Annotated in this window: 22 protein-coding genes; 6 read left to right on the top strand and 16 right to left on the bottom strand. The window is 62.1% G+C overall.

All coding sequences use genetic code 11. The features are described 5' to 3' along the window. Positions 1-132: 132 nt before the first annotated feature. The 3 genes from NKH95_RS31190 to NKH95_RS31180 all read right to left on the bottom strand — a co-directional run bounded on the left by NKH95_RS31190 (position 133) and on the right by NKH95_RS31180 (position 3,715). Complete coding sequence (locus NKH95_RS31190) at positions 133-2,241, bottom strand: molybdopterin-containing oxidoreductase family protein (protein ID WP_352894281.1); 2,109 nt, start codon at positions 2,239-2,241, stop codon at positions 133-135. A gap of 153 nt (positions 2,242-2,394) precedes the next feature. After that, a complete protein-coding gene (locus NKH95_RS31185; protein ID WP_352676657.1) occupies positions 2,395-2,808 on the bottom strand; it encodes a GFA family protein in 414 nt (137 codons plus the stop codon). Then, positions 2,801-3,715, bottom strand: a complete 915-nt coding sequence (locus tag NKH95_RS31180) for an NAD(P)-dependent oxidoreductase (protein WP_352894278.1) — start codon at positions 3,713-3,715, stop codon at positions 2,801-2,803. The genes NKH95_RS31185 and NKH95_RS31180 overlap by 8 nt, the downstream gene beginning before the upstream one ends. A gap of 135 nt (positions 3,716-3,850) precedes the next feature. On the opposite strand from NKH95_RS31180, the gene NKH95_RS31175 reads away from it, so the two are divergent. After that, positions 3,851-4,189, top strand: a complete 339-nt coding sequence (locus tag NKH95_RS31175) for a winged helix-turn-helix transcriptional regulator (RefSeq protein ID WP_023812614.1) — start codon at positions 3,851-3,853, stop codon at positions 4,187-4,189. Between the two features lie 244 nt (positions 4,190-4,433). Here NKH95_RS31175 and NKH95_RS31170 read toward each other — a convergent pair whose 3' ends face one another. The 5 genes from NKH95_RS31170 to NKH95_RS31150 all read right to left on the bottom strand — a co-directional run bounded on the left by NKH95_RS31170 (position 4,434) and on the right by NKH95_RS31150 (position 9,049). Next, positions 4,434-6,311 carry an ABC-F family ATP-binding cassette domain-containing protein gene (locus NKH95_RS31170; RefSeq protein ID WP_352894275.1) on the bottom strand — a complete coding sequence of 626 codons (1,878 nt, stop codon included), beginning with the start codon at positions 6,309-6,311 and terminating at the stop codon, positions 4,434-4,436. Positions 6,312-6,435: 124 nt separating this feature from the next. Next, the gene (locus NKH95_RS31165) at positions 6,436-6,885 is read right to left on the bottom strand and encodes a Ros/MucR family transcriptional regulator (RefSeq protein ID WP_127289180.1); all 450 of its coding nucleotides are present in this window, start codon (positions 6,883-6,885) and stop codon (positions 6,436-6,438) included. A 162-nt stretch (positions 6,886-7,047) separates the two neighbouring features. Further along, the gene (locus NKH95_RS31160) at positions 7,048-7,251 is read right to left on the bottom strand and encodes a hypothetical protein (RefSeq protein WP_024504288.1); all 204 of its coding nucleotides are present in this window, start codon (positions 7,249-7,251) and stop codon (positions 7,048-7,050) included. Next, positions 7,244-8,170 carry a DMT family transporter gene (locus NKH95_RS31155; RefSeq protein WP_352894271.1) on the bottom strand — a complete coding sequence of 309 codons (927 nt, stop codon included), beginning with the start codon at positions 8,168-8,170 and terminating at the stop codon, positions 7,244-7,246. Before NKH95_RS31155 ends, NKH95_RS31160 begins: the two co-directional genes overlap by 8 nt. A 45-nt stretch (positions 8,171-8,215) precedes the next feature. Further along, positions 8,216-9,049: a hypothetical protein gene (locus NKH95_RS31150; RefSeq protein WP_023812619.1), complete on the bottom strand. Its 834-nt coding sequence runs from the start codon at positions 9,047-9,049 to the stop codon at positions 8,216-8,218. A gap of 110 nt (positions 9,050-9,159) precedes the next feature. On the opposite strand from NKH95_RS31150, the gene NKH95_RS31145 reads away from it, so the two are divergent. Then, on the top strand, positions 9,160-10,119 hold the full coding sequence (locus NKH95_RS31145; RefSeq protein ID WP_023812620.1) for a LysR substrate-binding domain-containing protein: 960 nt from the start codon (positions 9,160-9,162) through the stop codon (positions 10,117-10,119). Position 10,120: 1 nt separating this feature from the next. Further along, entirely contained in the window at positions 10,121-10,711 is a 591-nt protein-coding gene (locus tag NKH95_RS31140) for a GNAT family N-acetyltransferase (protein ID WP_206535255.1), read from the top strand. A 48-nt stretch (positions 10,712-10,759) separates the two neighbouring features. Here the strand turns inward: NKH95_RS31140 and NKH95_RS31135 are convergent, their stop codons facing one another. Next, on the bottom strand, positions 10,760-11,272 hold the full coding sequence (locus NKH95_RS31135; protein WP_023812622.1) for a DinB family protein: 513 nt from the start codon (positions 11,270-11,272) through the stop codon (positions 10,760-10,762). A 60-nt stretch (positions 11,273-11,332) separates the two neighbouring features. Between NKH95_RS31135 and NKH95_RS31130 the strand changes: the two genes are divergently transcribed. Continuing rightward, complete coding sequence (locus NKH95_RS31130) at positions 11,333-12,025, top strand: glutathione S-transferase family protein (RefSeq protein WP_128305352.1); 693 nt, start codon at positions 11,333-11,335, stop codon at positions 12,023-12,025. Positions 12,026-12,042: 17 nt separating this feature from the next. Here the strand turns inward: NKH95_RS31130 and NKH95_RS31125 are convergent, their stop codons facing one another. Beyond that, a complete protein-coding gene (locus tag NKH95_RS31125; RefSeq protein WP_023812624.1) occupies positions 12,043-12,300 on the bottom strand; it encodes a DUF2934 domain-containing protein in 258 nt (85 codons plus the stop codon). A gap of 345 nt (positions 12,301-12,645) precedes the next feature. On the opposite strand from NKH95_RS31125, the gene ndk reads away from it, so the two are divergent. Further along, positions 12,646-13,068, top strand: coding sequence for a nucleoside-diphosphate kinase (ndk, locus tag NKH95_RS31120; RefSeq protein WP_013532476.1), 423 nt, complete (start codon positions 12,646-12,648; stop codon positions 13,066-13,068). A 69-nt stretch (positions 13,069-13,137) separates the two neighbouring features. Here ndk and NKH95_RS31115 read toward each other — a convergent pair whose 3' ends face one another. The 6 genes from NKH95_RS31115 to NKH95_RS31090 all read right to left on the bottom strand — a co-directional run bounded on the left by NKH95_RS31115 (position 13,138) and on the right by NKH95_RS31090 (position 18,272). Further along, positions 13,138-13,902, bottom strand: a complete 765-nt coding sequence (locus tag NKH95_RS31115) for a YbaY family lipoprotein (protein ID WP_023812625.1) — start codon at positions 13,900-13,902, stop codon at positions 13,138-13,140. Positions 13,903-14,013: 111 nt separating this feature from the next. Further along, the gene (locus tag NKH95_RS31110) at positions 14,014-14,490 is read right to left on the bottom strand and encodes a molybdenum cofactor biosynthesis protein MoaE (protein ID WP_023812626.1); all 477 of its coding nucleotides are present in this window, start codon (positions 14,488-14,490) and stop codon (positions 14,014-14,016) included. A 1-nt stretch (position 14,491) separates the two neighbouring features. Continuing rightward, positions 14,492-14,749 (bottom strand): molybdopterin converting factor subunit 1, encoded by a 258-nt coding sequence (gene moaD, locus NKH95_RS31105; RefSeq protein ID WP_023812627.1) that lies wholly within the window; start codon positions 14,747-14,749, stop codon positions 14,492-14,494. Position 14,750: 1 nt separating this feature from the next. Then, on the bottom strand, positions 14,751-15,347 hold the full coding sequence (gene pgsA / locus NKH95_RS31100; RefSeq protein WP_023673449.1) for a CDP-diacylglycerol--glycerol-3-phosphate 3-phosphatidyltransferase: 597 nt from the start codon (positions 15,345-15,347) through the stop codon (positions 14,751-14,753). A gap of 100 nt (positions 15,348-15,447) precedes the next feature. Next, positions 15,448-17,511: an excinuclease ABC subunit UvrC gene (gene uvrC / locus NKH95_RS31095; protein ID WP_023812628.1), complete on the bottom strand. Its 2,064-nt coding sequence runs from the start codon at positions 17,509-17,511 to the stop codon at positions 15,448-15,450. Further along, complete coding sequence (locus NKH95_RS31090; protein ID WP_352442191.1) at positions 17,508-18,272, bottom strand: SDR family oxidoreductase; 765 nt, start codon at positions 18,270-18,272, stop codon at positions 17,508-17,510. Before NKH95_RS31090 ends, uvrC begins: the two co-directional genes overlap by 4 nt. A 413-nt stretch (positions 18,273-18,685) precedes the next feature. Between NKH95_RS31090 and NKH95_RS31085 the strand changes: the two genes are divergently transcribed. After that, the gene (locus tag NKH95_RS31085; protein WP_023812630.1) at positions 18,686-19,342 is read left to right on the top strand and encodes an outer membrane protein; all 657 of its coding nucleotides are present in this window, start codon (positions 18,686-18,688) and stop codon (positions 19,340-19,342) included. Positions 19,343-19,464: the final 122 nt, after the last annotated feature.

Here is a 19,464-nt window from a genome sequence, read left to right as displayed (position 1 = left end):
GCGATACATAGCCCCCGCTGAAATCTCAACAATATTAACGTCGCAGCTATGCACGGCGCGCGGCCAATACTTGCTATTGTTGCCGCATCGCCAGATGCACGACCAGGAAATCCCTGACCGGCTATGCCGCCCTCACCCCGCCGCGCGCAGCCAGACCTTGTTGTCATGGAAGGCAGCACCGCCATAGGGCGCCGGCGCATCGGCGCCGGTCAGCACGTTGATGCCCTCGCCGCGCTCATGGGCGCTGTTTGGCCAGATGCCTTCGGCGATCACCACGCCGCGCTTGATGCCGTCGAACAGCTTCGCATGCAGCACGACTTCGCCGCGCGTGTTGCCGACTTCGACGCGATCGCCGTCGGCCAACCCAAGGGCTGCGGCATCGTCGGGATGCAGAAGCAGTTCCGGGCGGCCCTCCCTGGCCTTCGACACCGGCGTTTCCGAAAAGGTCGAGTTGAGAAAATTGCGCGCTGGCGATGTCGTCAGCCGGAACGGGTGGGTTTCGTCGGCGACCTCGATCAGGTCGACATGGTCGGGGAATTCCGGCAGCCGCGCCACCGGGCCGAACAGGCCCATGCTTTTGGGCGGCCGGTTGGGCGCGGCCTGTCCGGTCCAGTCGGCACGGAAGCGGAATTTTCCATCCGCATGGCCAAATCCCCTGATGAAATGCGCGGTGTCGAAATCCGGCTGCAGGTCGACCCACTTTTCTTCCTTCAAGCTGTCGAAGCTGCCCAGCCCGCGCTTGCCCAGGATGATGTCGATATGCTGCTGCTCGGTCAGGCCGAAGCCCGGGCGATCGGCGACGCCGAGGCGATCAGCCAATTGCTCGATGACGAAATGGTTGGTGCGCGGCCCTTCCGGCGGCTCGATCAGCTTGGGGCCAAGCGTGATGTGCTGGTTGCCGCCGCCCTTGTAGACGTCGTCGTGCTCGAGGAACATCGTCGCCGGCAGCACGACATCGGCAAGCTTGGCCGTGTCGGTCATGAACTGCTCATGCACGCAAGTGAACAGGTCGTCGCGCATAAAACCCTGCGTCACCAGCCGCTGCTCCGGTGCAACATTCACCGGGTTGGTGTTCTGGATCAGCATCGCCGTCACCGGCGGGCCGCCATAGAGCGCGTCGCTGGCTCCCATCAGCACCGGGCCGATGCGCGAATGGTCGAGATGGCGGATCGAAGGATCGCGCATCTTCGTGCCTTCCAGCACATCCTGGTTGAGCTTGAAGATGCCGGAATTGGAATGGAAGGCGCCGCCGCCCTCATATTGCCAGCTGCCGGTGACAGCCGCGATGCAGGACGCTGCATGCATGTTGACGGCGCCATTGCGCTGGCGCGCGAAGCCGTAGCCGAGGCGGAAATAGGTCTTTTTCGTCGTGCCGACGAGGCGGGCGAAGGCCTCGATCTCGGCGACCGTCAAGCCGGTGATCCCGGCCGCCCATTCCGGCGTGCGCGTCTCGAGATGCGCTTCCAGCCCCTTCGGGTCGTCGGTGTATTTCGAGAGATAGGCGCGATCGGCCATGCCTTCCCTGAACAGGACATGCATGACCGCGCAGGCCAGCGCGCCATCGGTGCCCGGCTTCAGCACCAGGCCGAGATCGGCCTGCTTCATCGTCGCATTCTCATAGACGTCGATGACGACGATCTTCGCGCCGCGCTCCTTGCGCGCCTTGATGGCGTGGGTCATGACGTTGACCTGCGTCACCACCGCATTGGTGCCCCAGATCACCACGCAGTCGGATTTCGCCATCTCGCGCGGGTCCGGCCCGCGCAAGGCGCCGGCGCCCATCATCCAGCCGGTCCAGGCGAGATTGGTGCAGATCGAACCAAAGAAGCCCGAATATTTCTTGGCGTGGCGCAGCCGGTCGATGCCGTCACGCTGCACCAGTCCCATCGTGCCGGCATAATAATAGGGCCAGACCGTCTCCGAGCCGTATTTCTCCTCGGCCGCGATGAATTTTTCGGCGACGAGGTCGAGCGCCGCCTCCCAGCTTGCTTCCTTCCAGGCGCCGTCGCCCTTGGCGCCGGCGCGGATCAGCGGCTTCAGCAAACGGTCGGGGTGGTGGACGCGGTCGGCATAACGCGCGACCTTGGCGCAGACGACCCCGGCCGTGTAGCTGTTGGACTTGGCGCCATGGACGCGACCGATGCGATTGCCGTCGAGCAGCTCGACCTCGAGCGCACAGGTCGAGGGGCAATCATGCGGACAGGCCGAATGGCCGATGCGGAGGTGCGCGTGCTGGTTCATTCTGCAAGACTAACGGGTTCAGAACGCCGCGTGTAGGGCCAGATGCGGCGCACGGTTTTGCCTCGGCGAGCAAGCCCCCTGCCTTCTCCTCTTTGGAAGAAGGCAGGGTACTGCAAAGCCGATCGGTCACTCAATGCTGGGGCAGTCATTGCTTCAGGAGACTTCCGCCAGGGGCACGCCTTCCAGGAAGAGCCATTTGTGCTTCCTGTTGGGCCAATGGAGAATTGCCGGAGCCGGAAATTCCAGGTCCTCCAGACAGCCGACAGATACCGACAGCGCTTCCGTCAGGCCTTCTGCACGCATGAAGACGATCGATCCGCATGTGGTACAAAATGTCTGCTCCAGCCATTGCCCCGACGAACCGGTTCGTCGCCAGGATTTCGTCTCGCCTTTCTGGGCGACTATGGCGGAGTCGGCATAGATGGCTCGGTATGAGAACGCTGCCCCGGTGCATCTCTGGCATTCCAGGCAACTGCAGGCATAGACGCGCCGAGGCTCTCCGGCGAGAACCAGTTCCGCGCCGCGACACGAGCAGGTCGCCCTTCGCTCCGTCTTGCCATCACGCATTCGCGGGCTCCCTGCCCGGACGGGGCGAGCCATTTCCAAACAGGGGTGAGAGAGATGCAAAATCATCATCCGCGCGCCCGCGCGAGAGCGCCTGCTGAAAAATCCCGTCCATTGCGCGCGGCATGGCCGCGTCAAGACCTCGCTCCTGGCATGCTTCGAGAAGATGCCGGAAGGCGCTGTAGTGGGCGCCCAATGACGCGAGCGTTGCGTCGTCGCCGGCAAAGAGGCGCGCCTTTGTCCGGTCAACCACATCGAACAAAGCGGCATCGACAACCGGCTTGAATGCGGACAGATGGCTCCTGAACGTATCCAGATCGAGACCTTCGGCCTCGGCGACAGCCATGCCCTGGAGCGCACCGAACAGCCCGCCCCACATCTGGGTGAGCAGCGCGGTGTCAAGCGCGGAGGCTTGGCCAGGCACCTCGCCGACATAACTCGTGCCGCCACCAAGGGCAAAAAGCAGGGTCTTGTTCGCTTCGTAGACGGCGTGGGATCCTGAATACAGCAATGCGGTGTCCGGTTTGCCAATAAAATCCGGAGTCGCCAGGATCGCGCCGTCCAGATAGCCGGCGCCATGCGCTTCGATCCAGCGCGCCTCCTCCCGCGCCAAACGCGCTGAGCCGGAGGTGAGTTGTATGACGGCTTTGCCGGCCAGCGCCGAAGCGACATTGCGCTGCTTGAGCAGCGCATCGCTGGCGGCATAATCCAGAACGTTTATGATCAAGACATCGGCCGACCGGATTCCGTCCTCTACTGAAGAGGCCAACCTCGCGCCAAGAGCAGCCAGGGGCTGGCACTTGGCTGCAGTGCGATTCCACACGGATGTTGGATAATTTCGGTCGAGCAACGTTCGAACGATGGACGAGCCCATGCGGCCCGCGCCGAGCACGCAGACATTGGATTTCATGGTGACTTCTCCGATAGCCCTCTCGACGAGGGATTGGTTTGTGTTTGGCGCGCTGATCCAAAGATATATATTCTTGCTGTGTTGAGAAGTACGCACCTTGAGGTAAGCTATTGGAATCATGTCAGGAGTTGTCACATGAGGAGCAAGGAGCCAGACAGTTGCGGCTTTGCCGCCGCGATGCAGGCAATCGGCGGAAAGTGGAAAACCTCGCTATTGTGGGAATTGCACCTGCGGCCGCACCGCTTCGCCGAACTGCACCGGCGGTTGCCTGGAATCAGTGAGAAGATGCTCGCGCAACAATTGCGACAGATGGAGGCCGACGGACTCGTCAGCCGGCGCGCCTATGACGAGGTACCGCCACGCGTGGAATACTCGGTCACGACCCTGGGCATGAGTCTGAACGATGCGGTCACCGCTATGTCGGCATGGGGAAAGCGGCACGAGACATGGAAAGACGAGCGGAAAGCCGCCTGAAAAAAGCAGGAACTCGTGCATGGTCGCGGAAGAGTTTGTGATCCGCGGTCCGCTTCTAAACGCCAAAGGCGGCAATAGATGCCGGGCAGCGTCGTCCGGTCGAGCAAAATAGCCGCAGCAAGTGCATCTGTGCCACAGGCCTTTCAGCCATCTGCCGGATCCGCCGCTACTCTACACCGTCCCGGCGTTCACAGGCAATTCATCGTGCGGCTGGCACGATGAATTCGCTTGCATAGCCGGCTGCTCACTCCGCCGTGCCTTCCTCATACTCGGCCGACATGGTCAGCCATTTTTCCTCGTGGCCGGCCAGTGTCTGGGCCAGTTGCGAGCGCTCCTTGGCCAGCCGGGTCGCCGTCGAGGGATCCTTTTCGTACACCGCCGGATTGGACAGTTCGTCCTCGATGCCGTCGATTCGCTTGCGAATGCGGTCCATCAGCGCTTCGGTGGCGCGGATCTCCTTGGCGAGCGGCTCGAAGGCGGCGCGGCGTGCCGCAGCATCGCGGCGGCGGTCGGCTTTTGACGCCTTGTCGGCCTCGCGCTTGCCGCGGCGGTCGCCGGAGACGCCGGTGACCAGCGACTTGTAGTCTTCCAAGTCGCCGTCATACGGGTTGACCGCGCCGTCCTTGACCAGCCACAGCCGGTCGGCGGTTGCCTCCAGCAGATGGCGATCATGCGAGATCAGGATGACGGCGCCGGGAAATTCGTTCAGCGCATGGATCAGCGATTCGCGGCTGTCGATGTCGAGATGGTTTGTCGGTTCGTCGAGGATGAACAGGTTTGGACCCTCGAAGGCCGACAGCCCCATCAGCAGGCGCGCCTTCTCGCCGCCCGACAGATCCTTGGCGGCGGTGTTCATCTTCTCGGTCGTGAGGCCGAACTGGGCGACGCGGCCGCGTACCTTCGATTCCGGGGCCTCCGGCATCAGCCGGCGGACATGCTCGTAGGCGTTTTCGTCCGGCCGCAGATCATCGAGCTGATGCTGGGCGAAGATCGCCACCTTCAACCCGGGCGCCACCGTCATGGTGCCACTCTCCTGCTTCAGCCGGCCGGACAGCAATTTGGCGAAGGTCGACTTGCCGTTGCCGTTGGCGCCGAGCAGCGCGATGCGGTCGTCGGCGTCGATGCGCAGCGTCATCTTCTTGAGGATCGGCTGACCCTCGGTGTAGCCGACATTGACGTTGTTCAGCGCCACGATCGGCGAGGCCACCGTCTTCACTGGCTCGGAGAAGGAGAACGGCCGCACCGAATCGTTCACGAGGGCCGCGATCGGTTTCATCTTCTCCAGCGCCTTGATGCGCGACTGCGCCTGTCTCGCCTTGGAGGCCTTGGCGCGGAACCGCTCGACGAAGGATTCCATGTGCTTGCGCGCGGCCTCCTGCTTGACCCGGCCCTTCTCCTGCAATTCCTTCTGTTCTGTATATTGACGCTCGAACTGGTCGTAGCCGCCGCGCCAGAAGATCAGCTTTTTCTGGTCGAGATGGACGATCGAGTTGACGGCGCGGTTGAGCAGGTCGCGGTCATGCGAGATCAAGAGCACTGTGTGCGGGTATTTCGACACATAGTTTTCCAGCCACAGCGTGCCTTCGAGATCGAGATAGTTGGTCGGCTCGTCGAGCAGCAGAAGGTCGGGCTCGGCAAACAGCACCGCAGCGAGCGCCACGCGCATGCGCCAGCCGCCGGAGAAGGACGATGCCGGACGCCTCTGGGCAGCGTCGTCGAAGCCGAGGCCGGCGAGAATGGTGGCGGCGCGGGATTCGGCTGAGTGCGCGTCGATATCGGCCAGCCGCATATGGATGTCGGCGATGCGGTGCGGATCGGTCGCCGTCTTTTCTTCTTCGAGCAGCGCCGTGCGTTCGAGATCGGCCTTGAGCACGATCTCGATCAGCGCATCCTCGGTGCCCGGCGCTTCCTGCGCCACCTGGCCGATGCGGGTGCTCTTCGGCAGGCTGATCGATCCTGTCTCGGACGGGAAATCGCCGGTGATGGCCTTGAACAGTGTCGTCTTGCCGGTGCCGTTGCGGCCGACAAGGCCGGCCTTGGTGCCGGCCGGCAAGGTCAGCGAGGCATGGTCGAGAAGCAAGCGTCCGGCCATGCGGAGCGATAGGTCGTTGATGATCAGCATGGCCGCGCTTTTGCACCGGACATCAACGCTTCGCAAGGCCTTGCGGGCCAGTTGGCCGCACAAGGCCTCGAAACGACGCCCGCTAGGGCGCCGTCAAAGCAGCCGAACAGTGGCTTGCCTGCTCTCAGGCAGTCGCCTTGCGCTTCGTTGCCTTGGCGACAGCGGCCGGCGCTGCTGCCGGTTTGCGGCCAAGTCCCGTCGACTTTGCCAGCGCCGATCGCGTCGCCGAATAGTTTGGCGCTACCATCGGATAGTCCGGCGGCAAGCTCCATTTGGCCCGGTAGTCGTCCGGGCTCAGGCCGTAGTCGGTCCGCAGGTGCCGCTTGAGCGACTTGAACTTCTTTCCATCCTCAAGGCAGATGATGTAGTCGGGAAACACCGACTTCTTCGGATTGACGGCCGGAACCAGGTTTGGGACTTCCGCGACAGCCGCACCGGCGAGTTTGCGAACCGAGGCGCTGACGCTGGCAATCAGCTCGGGCAGGCCGGCAGCCGGAAGCGGATTGTTGCCTACATAGGCCGAGACAATATCGGCCGTCAGCTCGATAACGGTCTTATCATCGATATTTGACAATTCTTTCACCTTATTTGCGACAAAATCATCCACCCCAGCGAAGACTTGTGTCGATGTATCTCTTTAACCGCGTCCCCCAACGGACCGCCAAGCCTCATAAAAGAATCAAGAATCGGCAAAAATAGCATTCATGCAAAATCGACGCTGTGCAAATTAGAAAATCTAATACTTGGAACCAGCAGACTTAGCGGCAGGACTTTCGTCCAATATCTCCAGAATACGCTTCCAGCGGGCGCAACGCGCGAAATCCTTTTGTTCTATCGCCTTTTCGGCCCTCATCGCGGCGTAAAGCGGCGCCTCGGCGCCGAATTCGTCGATCAGCCAATGCGCTTCCTGGATGGCCAGACGCTCATTCTCGTCAAACATGGTTTTCGGCCTCCGAACGTTCCACACCGACCGCGATACAACTGCCGATGACAAGGATGGCTCCGACAATGGCCGTTACCGTCAGCCGCTCGCCGGACAAGGTCAAAAGCAGGGTCGAGGCGATCGGCGTGAGATAGGCGACCACCGCGACCCTGCCGCTGCCTTCAAGCTTCAAGGCGCGCGACCAGAAATAGTAGCCCAGGCCCATCGGACCGGCGCCGAGATAAAGGCCGAGAGCCAGGTCCGCGCCGACGGGCCAGGTGAAACCGTCGCGAGCGCACCACAGAAACGTCAAAGCGACGCCGATCAAAGACGATGGCAGCAACAGGCGATCCGCTGGGGTGGCGACCCGTCCCACCATGATCGAGTAGAAGGCCATGCACAGCGCCGACCCGAATGCGGCGAGATAGCCGGCCAGATCGCCCTGGAGCCAGGATTGGTTGCGCCCTCCCGAAATCACCAGTGCGACGCCGATGAAGCCTACCACCGCGGCGAGACCCAACAGTGCCGGACGCCGCGGATTTTCCAAGGCGATGACTGCCGCCGCGACCATCAACGGCCAGGTGTAGGCCACCACATTGGCCTCGATCACCGGCATCGAAGCGAAGGCGATGTATTGCAGCACCATGGTACCGACCAGACCGATAAAGCCGACCGCCAGAGAGATGAGCGCGGCCCCGGCCGTGACCAGCGCGGCTCTTTCCCTGCCCATCAGCCGGATGACGGCAAAGACCAGTGCAGCGCCCGCAAATTGCAGGAACTGCACCTGCGACACCGGGTGGCTGGCCAGCAGGGATTTGCCGACCAGCGCATTGGTGGACCACAACGCCACCGCACCGGCAGCGAAGACCAACGCGGATATCGAGCCGGATCCCTGCCGAAACAATCGGCATGGGATTCTATTTTGCTGTTCGACCATGATCCTGTCCGAAAACCGGTTCCGACTTTTCGGGATCATGGTTCATTACCATGATTCCCTGGCGCCGCCCGGAACCGGCGCATCGACGGCGGCGGGCACGGGGTGCTCTGCCTCGAACCGACGATAGGCCGGCAGTTGGTTGGTCCAGACATCTTCGGCCAGTTCGCTGACCCACTCACGGTCGTGGTCGTTGTCGGCGGCGAGATAGAACATACGGTTGTCGTCGACATAGGGCTTGGCCACCGAACGCTGGTTGAGCACCAGCGTGACGCGCTCGCCGAACCGGATCGGAGCGGTGCGATGCAGGACGCCCAGGAATTGCCCGAGCGTCGCGTAGTTCATCTTGTGATCGATGCGCATGACACTGTTGCGCGGGATCTCGCGGCCGGCTTCGAGAATGGCGCGGCCGGTTTCGGAGTCGTCGCAGTAGATTTCGAGGTGGCCGCCGACCAGCGGATTACTGATCGACAATGGAATGAGCTCGGTCACCGGAACGCCATCGCAATGCCACTCCACGGCGCCGTCCTTGGGATTCATGAAGGTGACCGTCGAGCCGACGATCGACAGCGGATAGGGCTCCAGCTTGGTGCCCATCATGTCGGACAGCCGCTCCAGGCGCAGCTTGTCATGCAGCAATTCCTTGATCTCGGGGATGAAACGGTCGGCCCCGGTGATGAAGGTCAGATCGAGGTGCTTGTGCACGGCATGGCTGGCCTTGAGCTTCAGGGCAGCCTCCTCGATCGCGGCAAGCAGTGCCGGGTCATAGCCGTGCAGATATTGCGCGACACCGAAACTCGACACTTTCCAGGCGGTTTCATGGCCTATAATGGCTTCGCGGCTCATCGCATAACGCAGTTCGGGAATGGTATGGGCGTTCATTGTACTTCTCCAGGATGGGGGCAACACTTGGTAAACAGTCGATTAATTCACCCACCCCTGTAAAATTAGGAATGCTGGTGCTAGTGTAAGCCAAGCTTAAGGTCGAAACCGTGCGTCTGCTCAGTCAGGTCAACCTCAATTCGCTTAAAATCGTGGAAAGTGCTGCAAGGCACGGTAATTTCACGCGTGCCGGCGAAGAACAGTTCATTACCGCTTCAGCGGTCAGCCAGCGGGTGAAAAGCCTGGAGGATCAGCTTCGTTTCAAGATTTTCCAGCGCGGCGGCAATGCGGTCTCGTTGACGCCGGAGGGTGAGACCTATGTCTCGCGCGTTCGCGAGGCGCTGGAGCGAATCGTCGCCGCCAGCATGGAAGCGACCGGGCAATCGCAGGAGCATGTGCTAAAAATATCGGTGCTGCCGACCTTTGCCGCACGCTGGCTATTTCCACGCCTGCCGCTGTTCCAGCAGCAATATCCCGATATCGTGATGCGGGTCTCGACCTCCTACGCGACGCATGAGTTCACGGCCTCGGAATTCGATCTCGAAATCCGTTATGGCGACGGTCACTTTCACGGGCTGCAATCCGATCTGCTGTTTCGCGAAGACCTGACACCGGTGTGCAGCCGCAAGCTGTTCCACGAAGTCCTCGGCGATAAGCGGCTGTCGAAGGTGACACCGGACGACCTCAAGCACTTCACCCTGCTGCATTCCGACACCTGCACCCAGAATTGGCAATCCTGGCTTGGTTTCGCCGGCGCCAGCTTCGTGCTCAGCGAGACCAAGAGCATCTATTTCGACTCGTGCATGATGTCCTACGAGGCAGCCAATTCCGGGATGGGATTTGCGGTGGCCAACCGTGCCTATATGGCCAGCGACATCCGCGCCGAAAGGCTGGTGGCTCCCTTCGCCGTCCACCATCCCAACACGGCTGGCTGGTATTTTGTCTCTCCGCAGAAAGGCCTTGCCGCACGCAAGGTCCAGTTGTTCAAGCAGTGGGTGATGGCGGAAGCGGCTCTGACGCAGTGCCAGCTGGACAGCGAAATCAGGGGCGAAGCTTCGACGGCTGCCTGAAATGGACGTGCAATCCGTACAGCCCGCCTTGGTCGGAAAGATTGTTGAGCTCACGCCACTTCAGCAGGCACATTCGTCGGGGCTTCTGAGCGCGGCAGCGGATGGTGCGTTGTGGAACCTGAGGGCCACCGTGGTCCCCGGGCCAGACACGATCGATGGATATATTGCCAATGCCCTGGCTGGACGACGGGCCGGCACTGTCATGCCTTATGCAATCGTCATGCGCAGCACGGGAGTGATCTGCGGAAGTACGCGGTTTTGGAAGATCGATCGCACGAATAGAAAGCTGGAGATCGGGCATAGCTGGCTCAGCAGTTCGGTTCAGCGGTCCGGGGTCAATACCGAGGCGAAGTATCTTCTCCTGGCCCATGCATTCGAGTTCATGGGATGTGTCCGTGTGCAATTCACCACAGACGAACTGAACGACGCGTCAAGGGCAGCCATCCTGCGAATTGGCGCCAAGCAGGAAGGGATCGTTCGCAACGAGCGGATCATGCCGGACGGTCGGAAGCGCAATTCCGTCCGGTTCAGCATCATCGATTCCGAGTGGCCCGAGGTAAAGACGATGCTGCAGCACAAAATGCAGCGATAGTGGCGCAAGCTCTTCAACCCCGGACCGACTACGCAAAACGCCACCGGATCAGGCGAAAGCCCTGCCCTCCTCGGTCCGCTGGAAAAGCATCAGGTCCAACCCCAGGCTTGGCCGTCCCAGGATGGTCAGGATCGTATGCGCCTGGCCGCGATGATGGGTCTGGTGGTTGAAGACGTGGTCCAGCGCCGGCGCCAGCCTTTGCGAGACGGTGCGCATATCCGAGACGGTCATGTAGGTGAAGCGGCCCGTCAACGCCTTGTCATTGAGGCCGCCGACCCAATCGATGATCCTCCTGTCCTCGGCTTCACGCGCCGCCCGCAGGCCGGTCAACCCCCGATGCAGGATGGCATCCAGTGTCGTCGGCGCGTCGCCCTCGCCGGTGAAGCGCTTCATCCAGATGCGGTCGGCAGTCAAAAGGTGGTTGAGCGTGCCCATCATCGAGCCGAAGAAGGCACCGACATCGCGGTTGAATTCCTCATCATCGAGCTCGGCGGCGGCCTCATAGATGCGGCCATTGGCCCATTGATTATAGGCCGCAAACATCATGAAATGCTGTCTCATGGCTTCCCCTCGGCTCGCGTCGATGCGGGGCCTACCTAACGCTTGAAGGGCCTGCCGCCAATGACCATTCTGCTCTATGATCTCGTCGGACGCGACAGCACACGTCCGTTCAGCCCGCATTGCTGGAAGGTGGCGATGGCGGTCGCCCACAAGGGGCTCGACATATCGACCGTGCCGACGCGCTTTCTCGAGGTGCCCGCTGTCGAGGGCGGCGTTTCGAAAACCGTCCCGGTGATCCGCGACGGCGAGACGGTCCTCGCGGATTCCTTCGCCATCGCCCTCTATCTCGATGAAGCCTATCCGGACCGGCCGACGCTGTTTGGCGGTGAAGGCGGCAAGGCGATGGCTCGTTTCGTCGAGCGCTGGTCGCAACTGACCATCCATCCCTACGTGACCACCGCCGCGATCATCGACCTCCACACCATGCAGGACGAGGAGAACGCCGCTTATTTCCGCCGGAGCCGCGAGCAACGCTTTGGCAAGACGCTGGAGGACGTCGTCACCGCGCGCGACGCCGGGCTGGCGACATTCCGCGCCGCGCTGGAGCCGCTGCGTTCAATGCTCGGCTATCAGCCATTCATCGGCGGCGCGTCGCCGCTGTTTAGCGACTATATCGTCTTCGGCGCCTTGCAATGGGCGCGCATAGCCTCTCCCTACCAACTGCTCGACGATGGCGACGTGGTGGCGCAGTGGTTCGTTCGCTGCCTCGACCTGCATGGCGGGCTGGGACGAAAGGTCGCCGCCGCGGCTTGACGCCGTAAAGCAGTAACTTACTTGGCCGCCTTCTTTGGCTTGCCGGCCTTCGTGGCAGCCTTTGCCTCCTTGGGGGCGGCCTTTGCCTTGCCTGCGCCAGCTGCCTTCCTGGTTGGCTTTTTGGCTGCCGACTTGCCTGCGGCGTCCTCCTGGTCGACATCGGTGGCCGCCTGATGCCAATGGCGCTCATGATGGCCAGCCGGCTGGCCCTCCTGCACCCAAATCTGGTGTGCGCGGTTGCGAATGCGTTCCTGACGATCGTCTGTCATGGTCATGGTGTCTCCATACGGCCCGACCTCAGCGCGGCGCCGACACGCGACTATAGCAAGCAAAGCGTTGCTGTGCAGCCGTCTGAACGGGGCCGGCTTGCCGCAGAAACGCGCAGCCGTCCGGCCCTTCGCTCTCGCTCCCTGCCCTTCGGGCGTTCAAACCCTTTGAAAGGTCCACTGGACCTTTCAATCCGCCCGAAGGCGGACCGGGCTTTCACCGTTCGTCACTCGGAGAGCCAAGCAGTTGGCTTTCCGTCCGCCGCGCGGACCGTTCCTCACCCCTTGGCAATGGGCCGGGCGGCTTGTATAGAGCCCGCCACTCTCAATTCCATTCTCAGACAAGGACGACCCATGGCGCTCGAACGCACATTTTCCATGATCAAGCCGGACGCAACCCGGCGCAATCTCACCGGCGCCATCACCAGGATGCTGGAAGAGGCAGGCCTGCGCGTCATCGCCTCGCGCCGGGTCTGGATGAGCCGCCGCGAAGCGGAAGGCTTCTATGCCGTCCACAAGGACCGCCCTTTCTTCGGCGAATTGGTGGAATTCATGTCGTCGGCACCGACGGTCGTCCAGGTGCTGGAAGGCGAGAACGCCATTGCCAGGAACCGCGAAGTGATGGGCGCCACGAACCCGGCTAACGCCGCCGAAGGCACCATCCGCAAGGTTCATGCGCTGTCGATCGGCGAAAACTCCGTGCACGGCTCCGACGCACCGGAGACCGCGGCAGAAGAGATCAAGTACTGGTTCTCGGACACCGAGATCGTCGGCTGAGCCGATAGTCCAGACCTTGGATCCCGTAAAAAGAAGGCCGGCGTTTCGCCGGCCTTCTTCGTTGGGGGGTCAGCTCGCCGCGCTAAAGCGCAGGATCTCGCGGCCGTCCTTGTCCGATATGATGAGCTTGCCGGCATCGACACGGTATGACGCCGCCTTGGCCAGCGCATCGAACAGCGCCTTTTCCTCGGCCATCACCTCGGGCGCACAGGCCTTGTAGGTAGAACCGATGTCTCTGATCACGATCGTTTGGCCATCGAGTTTGGCAGTGGCGAAATAGGTGTTGCAGGGGCCGCTGCCGCCCGCCTTGCCGGCCTCGCTGACCCTGAATGTCGCTTGCGGGGCAGCAATGGCGCCGATGCCGTCGACATAGTCGACCAGCCAGAGCTGATCGAAGACCGAAACCATGGGCTCGGCGCTCGGGGTGACCATCTTCAGCATGATGGTCTGCGGCACGTCGGCCAGCGGATCGACCTGATGGCGCATATCGGAGATGAACAGCAGCTTGTCATCGACGGTGATGCGGGCTTGCAACGCGTAGGTCATCTGCGACCGGATGACGGAAGGGTCGAATTTGATCTCGAAGCTGATCGGCACCTGGCCGGCCGGCTGCACTTTCTGCTCGCCGATGATGGTGGCAGGCGCATCGGCCAGCGACACATCGGCAAGTTGTACGGACAGCACGGCACTGGGCGGCAAGGCAATGCGCTCGCGATAGATGACCTCGCCCCTCACGGCCTGTTCGGCGGCAACAGACTGGTCCGGAACGGCCAATATGCCGACGACCAGAGGCACGAAACCGAAGATGAAGAACTCCGCGATCCTGTCCAGCATGACCATCTCCCTCACCCCTGGCTGCCAATGCCCCGGGCTGCCAATGCCCCAGGCTGACCAATCCTGCCAATTGGCCAAAGGATTGCGGTCAATGCATGGCTGCGGCGGATCTTATTCGGACTGAGACCAGCGTTGCGCGGCCGTTGCATCGGCCTCCTTGGCCTCGACCCAGCCACCCTCCGAGCCGTCAGCCCGATGCTCCTTCTTCCAGAAGGGCGCGCGCGATTTCAAATAGTCCATCAGAAAATTCGCCGCCTCGAACGCCGCATGGCGATGCGCCGAGGCTGCCACGACCAGCACGATGTTCTCGCCGGGCGCGATCTTCCCGTGGCGGTGGATGGCGGTGAGCCCCTGCAATGGCCAACGCTCGACCGCTTCAGCAGCGATGCGGGCGATTTCCGCTTCGGCCATGCCGGGATAGTGTTCGAGCTCGAGCGCTGAGAGCGCGCCCTGCTCGTCGCGGCAAAGGCCTGAGAAGGTCACCACGGCGCCGATATCGGCGCGGCCTTGCGTCAGTCTGGCGATCTCGGCGGCGACGTCAAAATCCTGGCGCTGAATGCGCACGACAGGTAAGACCCCGCCGCTCATGTCAGCCCCCGGTCATCGGCGGGAACAGCGCGATTTCGCGGGCGCCCGCGATCTTCTCGCGGTGCTCGACATGTTCCTGGTTGATGGCGACGCGGATCACGTCGGGATATCGCAGCGCGTGCTCGTAGCCCTCGCCGCGCGATTTCAGCCAGCGCAGGAGATCGGCGACCGTCTCGATGCCGGCAGGCAGGTCGACATCCTCCTCAGGCAGGCCGATGCGTTCGCGCACCCAGGCAAAATAAATGAGCCGGGTCGTCATCTCACTCGTCCATGATGTGCTTGAGGCCGGCGCGGAAATAGTCGTAGCCCGTATAGAGCGTAACCAGCGCCGCGATCCACAGCAGCACCAGCCCGGTCTGGGTGGTCAGCGGAAAAATCTTGTCGCCGGCCGGTCCGGCCAAGAGGAACGCTATGGCGACCATCTGGATGGCGGTCTTCCATTTTGCCAGCTGCGTCACCGGCACCGAAACTTTCAGCGCCGCCAAATATTCGCGCAGACCCGAGACGAGGATTTCGCGGCACAGGATGATGATCGCGGCCCACAACGACCAGCCGGCAATGCCCGCATGGCGATCGGTGTCGGCGGCCAGCAGCAGCAGGCAGGTGGCGACCAGCAGCTTGTCGGCGATCGGGTCGAGCATCTTGCCGATGTTGGAGGTCTGCTGCCAGGCGCGCGCCAAATAGCCATCCAGATAATCGGTGATCGAGGCGAGCAGGAAGATGATCAGCGCCGACCAGCGGGCAAAGTCGCTCGACTTCAGATGTCCTTCGAGAAAAAAGCATAGCACCACCAGCGGCACCGCGACGATGCGGGCGTAGGTGAGCATATTGGGCAGGTTGAACGCGCGCTTGGCCATATCTGGGAAACTCTTTCTGCCTGCCTACTCAAATCAGAAGCGAATGTAGGGGGTCAACAGGCGAGAATCGATTGACCAGACGAAAATAGCATCCTTGCTGTCAGCTCTCATGGAAATGATTGTAGACCAGTTTCGCCACCTGCTCGGAAATACCGTCGACTTTCCTCAAATCCTCGATGGCGGCGCGGCTGACCGCCTTGGCGGTGCCGAAGGCCAACAACAAGGCGCGTTTGCGGCCTGGACCGATACCGCTGATCTCGTCGAGCGGGCTCTTGACCATCTCCTTCTTGCGGCGCGCCCGATGCGAACCGATCGCGAAACGATGGACCTCATCGCGCAGCCGCTGGACGAAATAGAGCACGGGATCGCGAACCGGCAGCGAAAACGAGTCCCTGCCTTTGACGAAGAACCGTTCGCGGCCGGCGTCGCGGTCCTGGCCCTTGGCGATGCCGATGGCAACCACGCGGTCCTCGATGCCGAGATCCGAAAGGATCTTGCGCACCGCGGTCATCTGGCCCTGGCCACCGTCAATCAGGATGACATCGGGCCAGGCCGGGAAGCTGCCGGAGATATCGTCCTCCATATCGTCTGCCGAACCATCAACTGCATCGCCAGCCGGGACATCGCCATGCTCCTTGAGCAACCGCGAAAACCGTCGCTCCATCACCTCGCGCATCATGCCGAAATCGTCACCAGGCGTGATCTCGGTCGAGCGGATGTTGAATTTCCGGTACTGATTCTTCACAAAACCTTCCGGCCCGGCGACGACCATGGCGCCAACGGCATTGGTGCCCATGATGTGCGAATTGTCGTAGACCTCGATGCGCACCGGCGGCTTCGGCAGGCCGAATGTCTCGGCGAAACCCGCAAGCAGGCGTCCCTGGGTGGAGGTTTCAGCCAGCCGGCGTCCGAGCGCCTCGCGGGCATTCTGCAGGGCGTTGTCGGTCAGGTCCTTCTTCTCGCCACGCTGCGGCACGGAGATCGCGACCTTGCGGCCGGCGCGGGTGGAGAGCGCCTCGGCCAATAGTTCCTGATCCTCGACGCCATGCGACAGAAGAATGTTCCGCGGCGTCGGCTTGTCGTCATAGAACTGCGCCAGGAACGAACCCAACACCTCGGCTGCTTCCAACGCCGGATCGGCCTTGGGGAAATAGGCGCGGTTGCCCCAGTTCTGGCCGGTGCGGAAGAAGAACACCTGGATGCAGACCTGGCCGCCTTCCTGATGGATGGCGAAGACATCGGCTTCGTCGACGGTAGCCGGATTGATGCCCTGGTGGCTCTGCACATGCGACAGGGCCGCAAGTCGATCGCGATAGATCGCGGCGCGCTCGAAATCGAGAGCTTCCGACGCCTGCTGCATGGCGGCCGAGATTTCCGTCTTCACCTTTTGGCTGCGGCCGGACAAGAAGTCCTTCGCCTCATTGACCAGTTCGGCATAGTCCTGGTGCGAAACCTCTCCGGTGCAGGGGCCGGCGCAGCGCTTGATCTGATAAAGCAGGCATGGCCGCGTGCGGTTCTCGTAGAACGAGTTGGTGCAACTCCTGAGCAGGAAGGCGCGCTGCAGGGAGTTGATGGTGCGGCCAACGGCACCGGCCGAGGCGAAGGGCCCGAAATAATCGCCTTTGCGCGAGCGCGCGCCGCGATGCTTGTAGATGCCGGGCGAGACATGGTCGCCGGTCAAGAGGATATAGGGAAACGACTTGTCGTCGCGCATCAGGACGTTGAAGCGCGGCCGCAAGCGCTTGATAAGGTTGGCTTCGAGCAGCAGCGCTTCGATCTCGGTGCGGGTGACGACGAACTCCATCGTCGACGTTTCGCGCACCATGCGGCCGATGCGGGTGGTGTGGAAGCGGCCTTGCGCGTAGTTGGTGACGCGCTTCTTCAGGCTGCGCGCCTTGCCGACATAGAGCACATCGCCGGCAGCGTTCATCATGCGGTAGACGCCGGGCGCGTTGGGCAGCCGCTTGACCAGCGTCTGGATCACCTCGGCGCCGATCATGCCTTCCGCGTCGCCGGCATGCGGCGTCCAGTCGATGGCGGTGAAGGCGACATCGGGACCGACGGTTTCAACGATCTCCTCGACTGCCTCGTCCTCGACGTCGATATCGGGGGGCAGATCGTCGGCGCCGCCGCGCGGCTTGCTTTTGTGGTCTACGGGACTCATTCCGTCATGCCTGTCACATCGGGCGTCTGCCACGCAAGATGCTGGCCGCCATCAAGCGCGATCATCTGGCCGGTGACCGAGCGCGCTTCCCAGAGATAGCGGATCGTGGCGCCGAATTCCGGCAAATCCGGGCCGCGCTTCAGGACCAAGCCATCGACTTGGGCTGCAAAATCGCTGTCATCCTGACGCGCGTTCTTCAGGGTCGGCCCCGGGCCGATGGCATTGACGCGGATGCTGGGGCCGAGCGCTTGCGCCATCATCTGCGTGGCCGTCCACAGCGTCGACTTGGACAGCGCATAGGAGAAGTAGCGCGGCGTCGGACGCCAGACGCGCTGGTCGATCATGTTGACGATCAGGCCCTCCTGCCCTGCCGGCAACGCCCGGGCGAAATTCTGCGCCAGGAGCGCGGGCGCTTTCACATGGACGGCAAAGTGCCGGTCCCAGGCCCGCCAGTCGAAATCCAGAACCGAATCGTCCTCGAACAGCGACGCATTGTTGACCAGCAACGGGATCGGTCCGAGCGCTGCTTGCGCCTGGCCGACGAGATCGTCGACGGCGTCCATATCGGTCAGGTCGGCGGCGACCACGGCGGCGCGGCCACCTCCGGCGATGATTTTGGCAGCCAACGCATCGGCCTCGATGCGCGAGCGGTTGCAATGGATGGCGACGGCAAAACCGTGCGCGGCGAGATCCTCGACGATCGCCCTGCCGATCCGCCTGGCCCCGCCCGTCACCAGCGCCGTGACAGTGGCTTTGCTCATATGGTGTCAATCCTCAATTTCGGCCCGAAAAAGCGGTGCCGGCGAAATATGGCCCGGCATGCGTTAAATGGTGTTCGCACCTTGGGCAGCATTGTGGCGAAACGGCCGTTTGGACATCCCGGCCCGCCCTGGACTCGGGCGCGCCCGACCGCAATATAGGGTGCTGGAGTCCTTGCACCAAGCGGTGTGCAGCGCAGCACGGGATGGTTCCTGCCATTTCGCTGTTGCGAAGATGCAACGTCAAGGTTCTGCCTCATTCGTGCCGGGGAATGACCCAAGTTCAGGTTCGCTTCAGCCGCATTTTGACACGACATTTGGAACCGACGAACGCCAGATCCGTTTCACCCCCCGGACGGGTAGATGGCGATCGTGAGAAACAAGCCTGTGTCCTGTGGCTTAAGGAGTAAAGAACAATGCAAGCCAATCTCAAATTCGCACGGCCGCTGGCCGTTGCGCTCGGCCTCTTCGCCCTCAGCGGAACCGCCTATGCTGCTGACGTGGTTTCGGAAGAGCCGCCGGCACCTGCGCCGATCGCTGAACTTCCGGTCGCTTCGTGGGCCGGCCCCTACGCCGGTCTCAACGTCGGCTATGGCTTCAGCGGCCGGACCAAGGAAAAGGATTTCGACGTTGAAACCGATACCAAGGGTTTCGTCGGCAGTGTCTTCGGCGGCTATCAGTGGCAGCAGGAGAACTTCGTCTACGGCGCTGAAGCCGAACTCGGCTACAACGGCGTCAAGGGCGACGACAACGGCATCGACTCCAAGGCCGGCTTTGAAGGTTCGCTGCGTGCCCGTCTCGGCTACGCGGTCAGCCCAGAAATCCTGCTCTATGGCACCGGCGGTCTCGCCGGCAGAAGCCTGAAGGTGGAAGACACCGTCCTTGGGGCCAGCGATCGCGCAACGATGCTCGGCTGGACCGCCGGTGTTGGCACCGACATCAAGTTGACCGACAATGTCTTCGGCCGCGTCGAGTACCGCTACACCGACTTCGGCAGCAAGAGCTTCGACGGCATCGGCAAGGTCAAGGCCACCGACAACCGCGTCACCTTCGGCGTCGGTATGAAGTTCTAAGTCGTTCAAGCCACGACACGAAAAAGCCGGGCCTCGCGCCCTAATGCAGTTCACTTAGGCACCTTCAGTGTTCTGACAGGATATTTGGCTGGTAGCTTTTTGACGACACGGGGGCATGATCG

Origin of the sequence: Mesorhizobium sp. M0848, from assembly GCF_040319805.1 — a bacterium.
Classification (GTDB): Bacteria; Pseudomonadota; Alphaproteobacteria; order Rhizobiales; family Rhizobiaceae; genus Mesorhizobium.
This window is presented reverse-complemented; position numbering and strand designations above follow the sequence as displayed.

What these genes read in the sequence shown, in the direction of transcription:
- NKH95_RS31140 (WP_206535255.1), top strand. Translation starts at nt 10,121, where the DNA reads ATGGACGTGCAATCCGTACAGCCCGCCTTGGTCGGAAAGATTGTTGAG.
- NKH95_RS31090 (WP_352442191.1), bottom strand. Translation starts at nt 18,272, where the DNA reads ATGAGCAAAGCCACTGTCACGGCGCTGGTGACGGGCGGGGCCAGGCGG.
- NKH95_RS31085 (WP_023812630.1), top strand. Translation starts at nt 18,686, where the DNA reads ATGCAAGCCAATCTCAAATTCGCACGGCCGCTGGCCGTTGCGCTCGGC.
- uvrC (WP_023812628.1), bottom strand. Translation starts at nt 17,511, where the DNA reads ATGAGTCCCGTAGACCACAAAAGCAAGCCGCGCGGCGGCGCCGACGAT.
- NKH95_RS31135 (WP_023812622.1), bottom strand. Translation starts at nt 11,272, where the DNA reads ATGAGACAGCATTTCATGATGTTTGCGGCCTATAATCAATGGGCCAAT.
- NKH95_RS31130 (WP_128305352.1), top strand. Translation starts at nt 11,333, where the DNA reads ATGACCATTCTGCTCTATGATCTCGTCGGACGCGACAGCACACGTCCG.
- NKH95_RS31175 (WP_023812614.1), top strand. Translation starts at nt 3,851, where the DNA reads ATGAGGAGCAAGGAGCCAGACAGTTGCGGCTTTGCCGCCGCGATGCAG.
- NKH95_RS31115 (WP_023812625.1), bottom strand. Translation starts at nt 13,902, where the DNA reads ATGCTGGACAGGATCGCGGAGTTCTTCATCTTCGGTTTCGTGCCTCTG.
- NKH95_RS31185 (WP_352676657.1), bottom strand. Translation starts at nt 2,808, where the DNA reads ATGCGTGATGGCAAGACGGAGCGAAGGGCGACCTGCTCGTGTCGCGGC.
- NKH95_RS31125 (WP_023812624.1), bottom strand. Translation starts at nt 12,300, where the DNA reads ATGACCATGACAGACGATCGTCAGGAACGCATTCGCAACCGCGCACAC.
- NKH95_RS31155 (WP_352894271.1), bottom strand. Translation starts at nt 8,170, where the DNA reads ATGGTCGAACAGCAAAATAGAATCCCATGCCGATTGTTTCGGCAGGGA.
- NKH95_RS31110 (WP_023812626.1), bottom strand. Translation starts at nt 14,490, where the DNA reads ATGAGCGGCGGGGTCTTACCTGTCGTGCGCATTCAGCGCCAGGATTTT.
- moaD (WP_023812627.1), bottom strand. Translation starts at nt 14,749, where the DNA reads ATGACGACCCGGCTCATTTATTTTGCCTGGGTGCGCGAACGCATCGGC.
- NKH95_RS31160 (WP_024504288.1), bottom strand. Translation starts at nt 7,251, where the DNA reads ATGTTTGACGAGAATGAGCGTCTGGCCATCCAGGAAGCGCATTGGCTG.
- NKH95_RS31170 (WP_352894275.1), bottom strand. Translation starts at nt 6,311, where the DNA reads ATGCTGATCATCAACGACCTATCGCTCCGCATGGCCGGACGCTTGCTT.
- NKH95_RS31150 (WP_023812619.1), bottom strand. Translation starts at nt 9,049, where the DNA reads ATGAACGCCCATACCATTCCCGAACTGCGTTATGCGATGAGCCGCGAA.
- pgsA (WP_023673449.1), bottom strand. Translation starts at nt 15,347, where the DNA reads ATGGCCAAGCGCGCGTTCAACCTGCCCAATATGCTCACCTACGCCCGC.
- NKH95_RS31190 (WP_352894281.1), bottom strand. Translation starts at nt 2,241, where the DNA reads ATGAACCAGCACGCGCACCTCCGCATCGGCCATTCGGCCTGTCCGCAT.
- ndk (WP_013532476.1), top strand. Translation starts at nt 12,646, where the DNA reads ATGGCGCTCGAACGCACATTTTCCATGATCAAGCCGGACGCAACCCGG.
- NKH95_RS31180 (WP_352894278.1), bottom strand. Translation starts at nt 3,715, where the DNA reads ATGAAATCCAATGTCTGCGTGCTCGGCGCGGGCCGCATGGGCTCGTCC.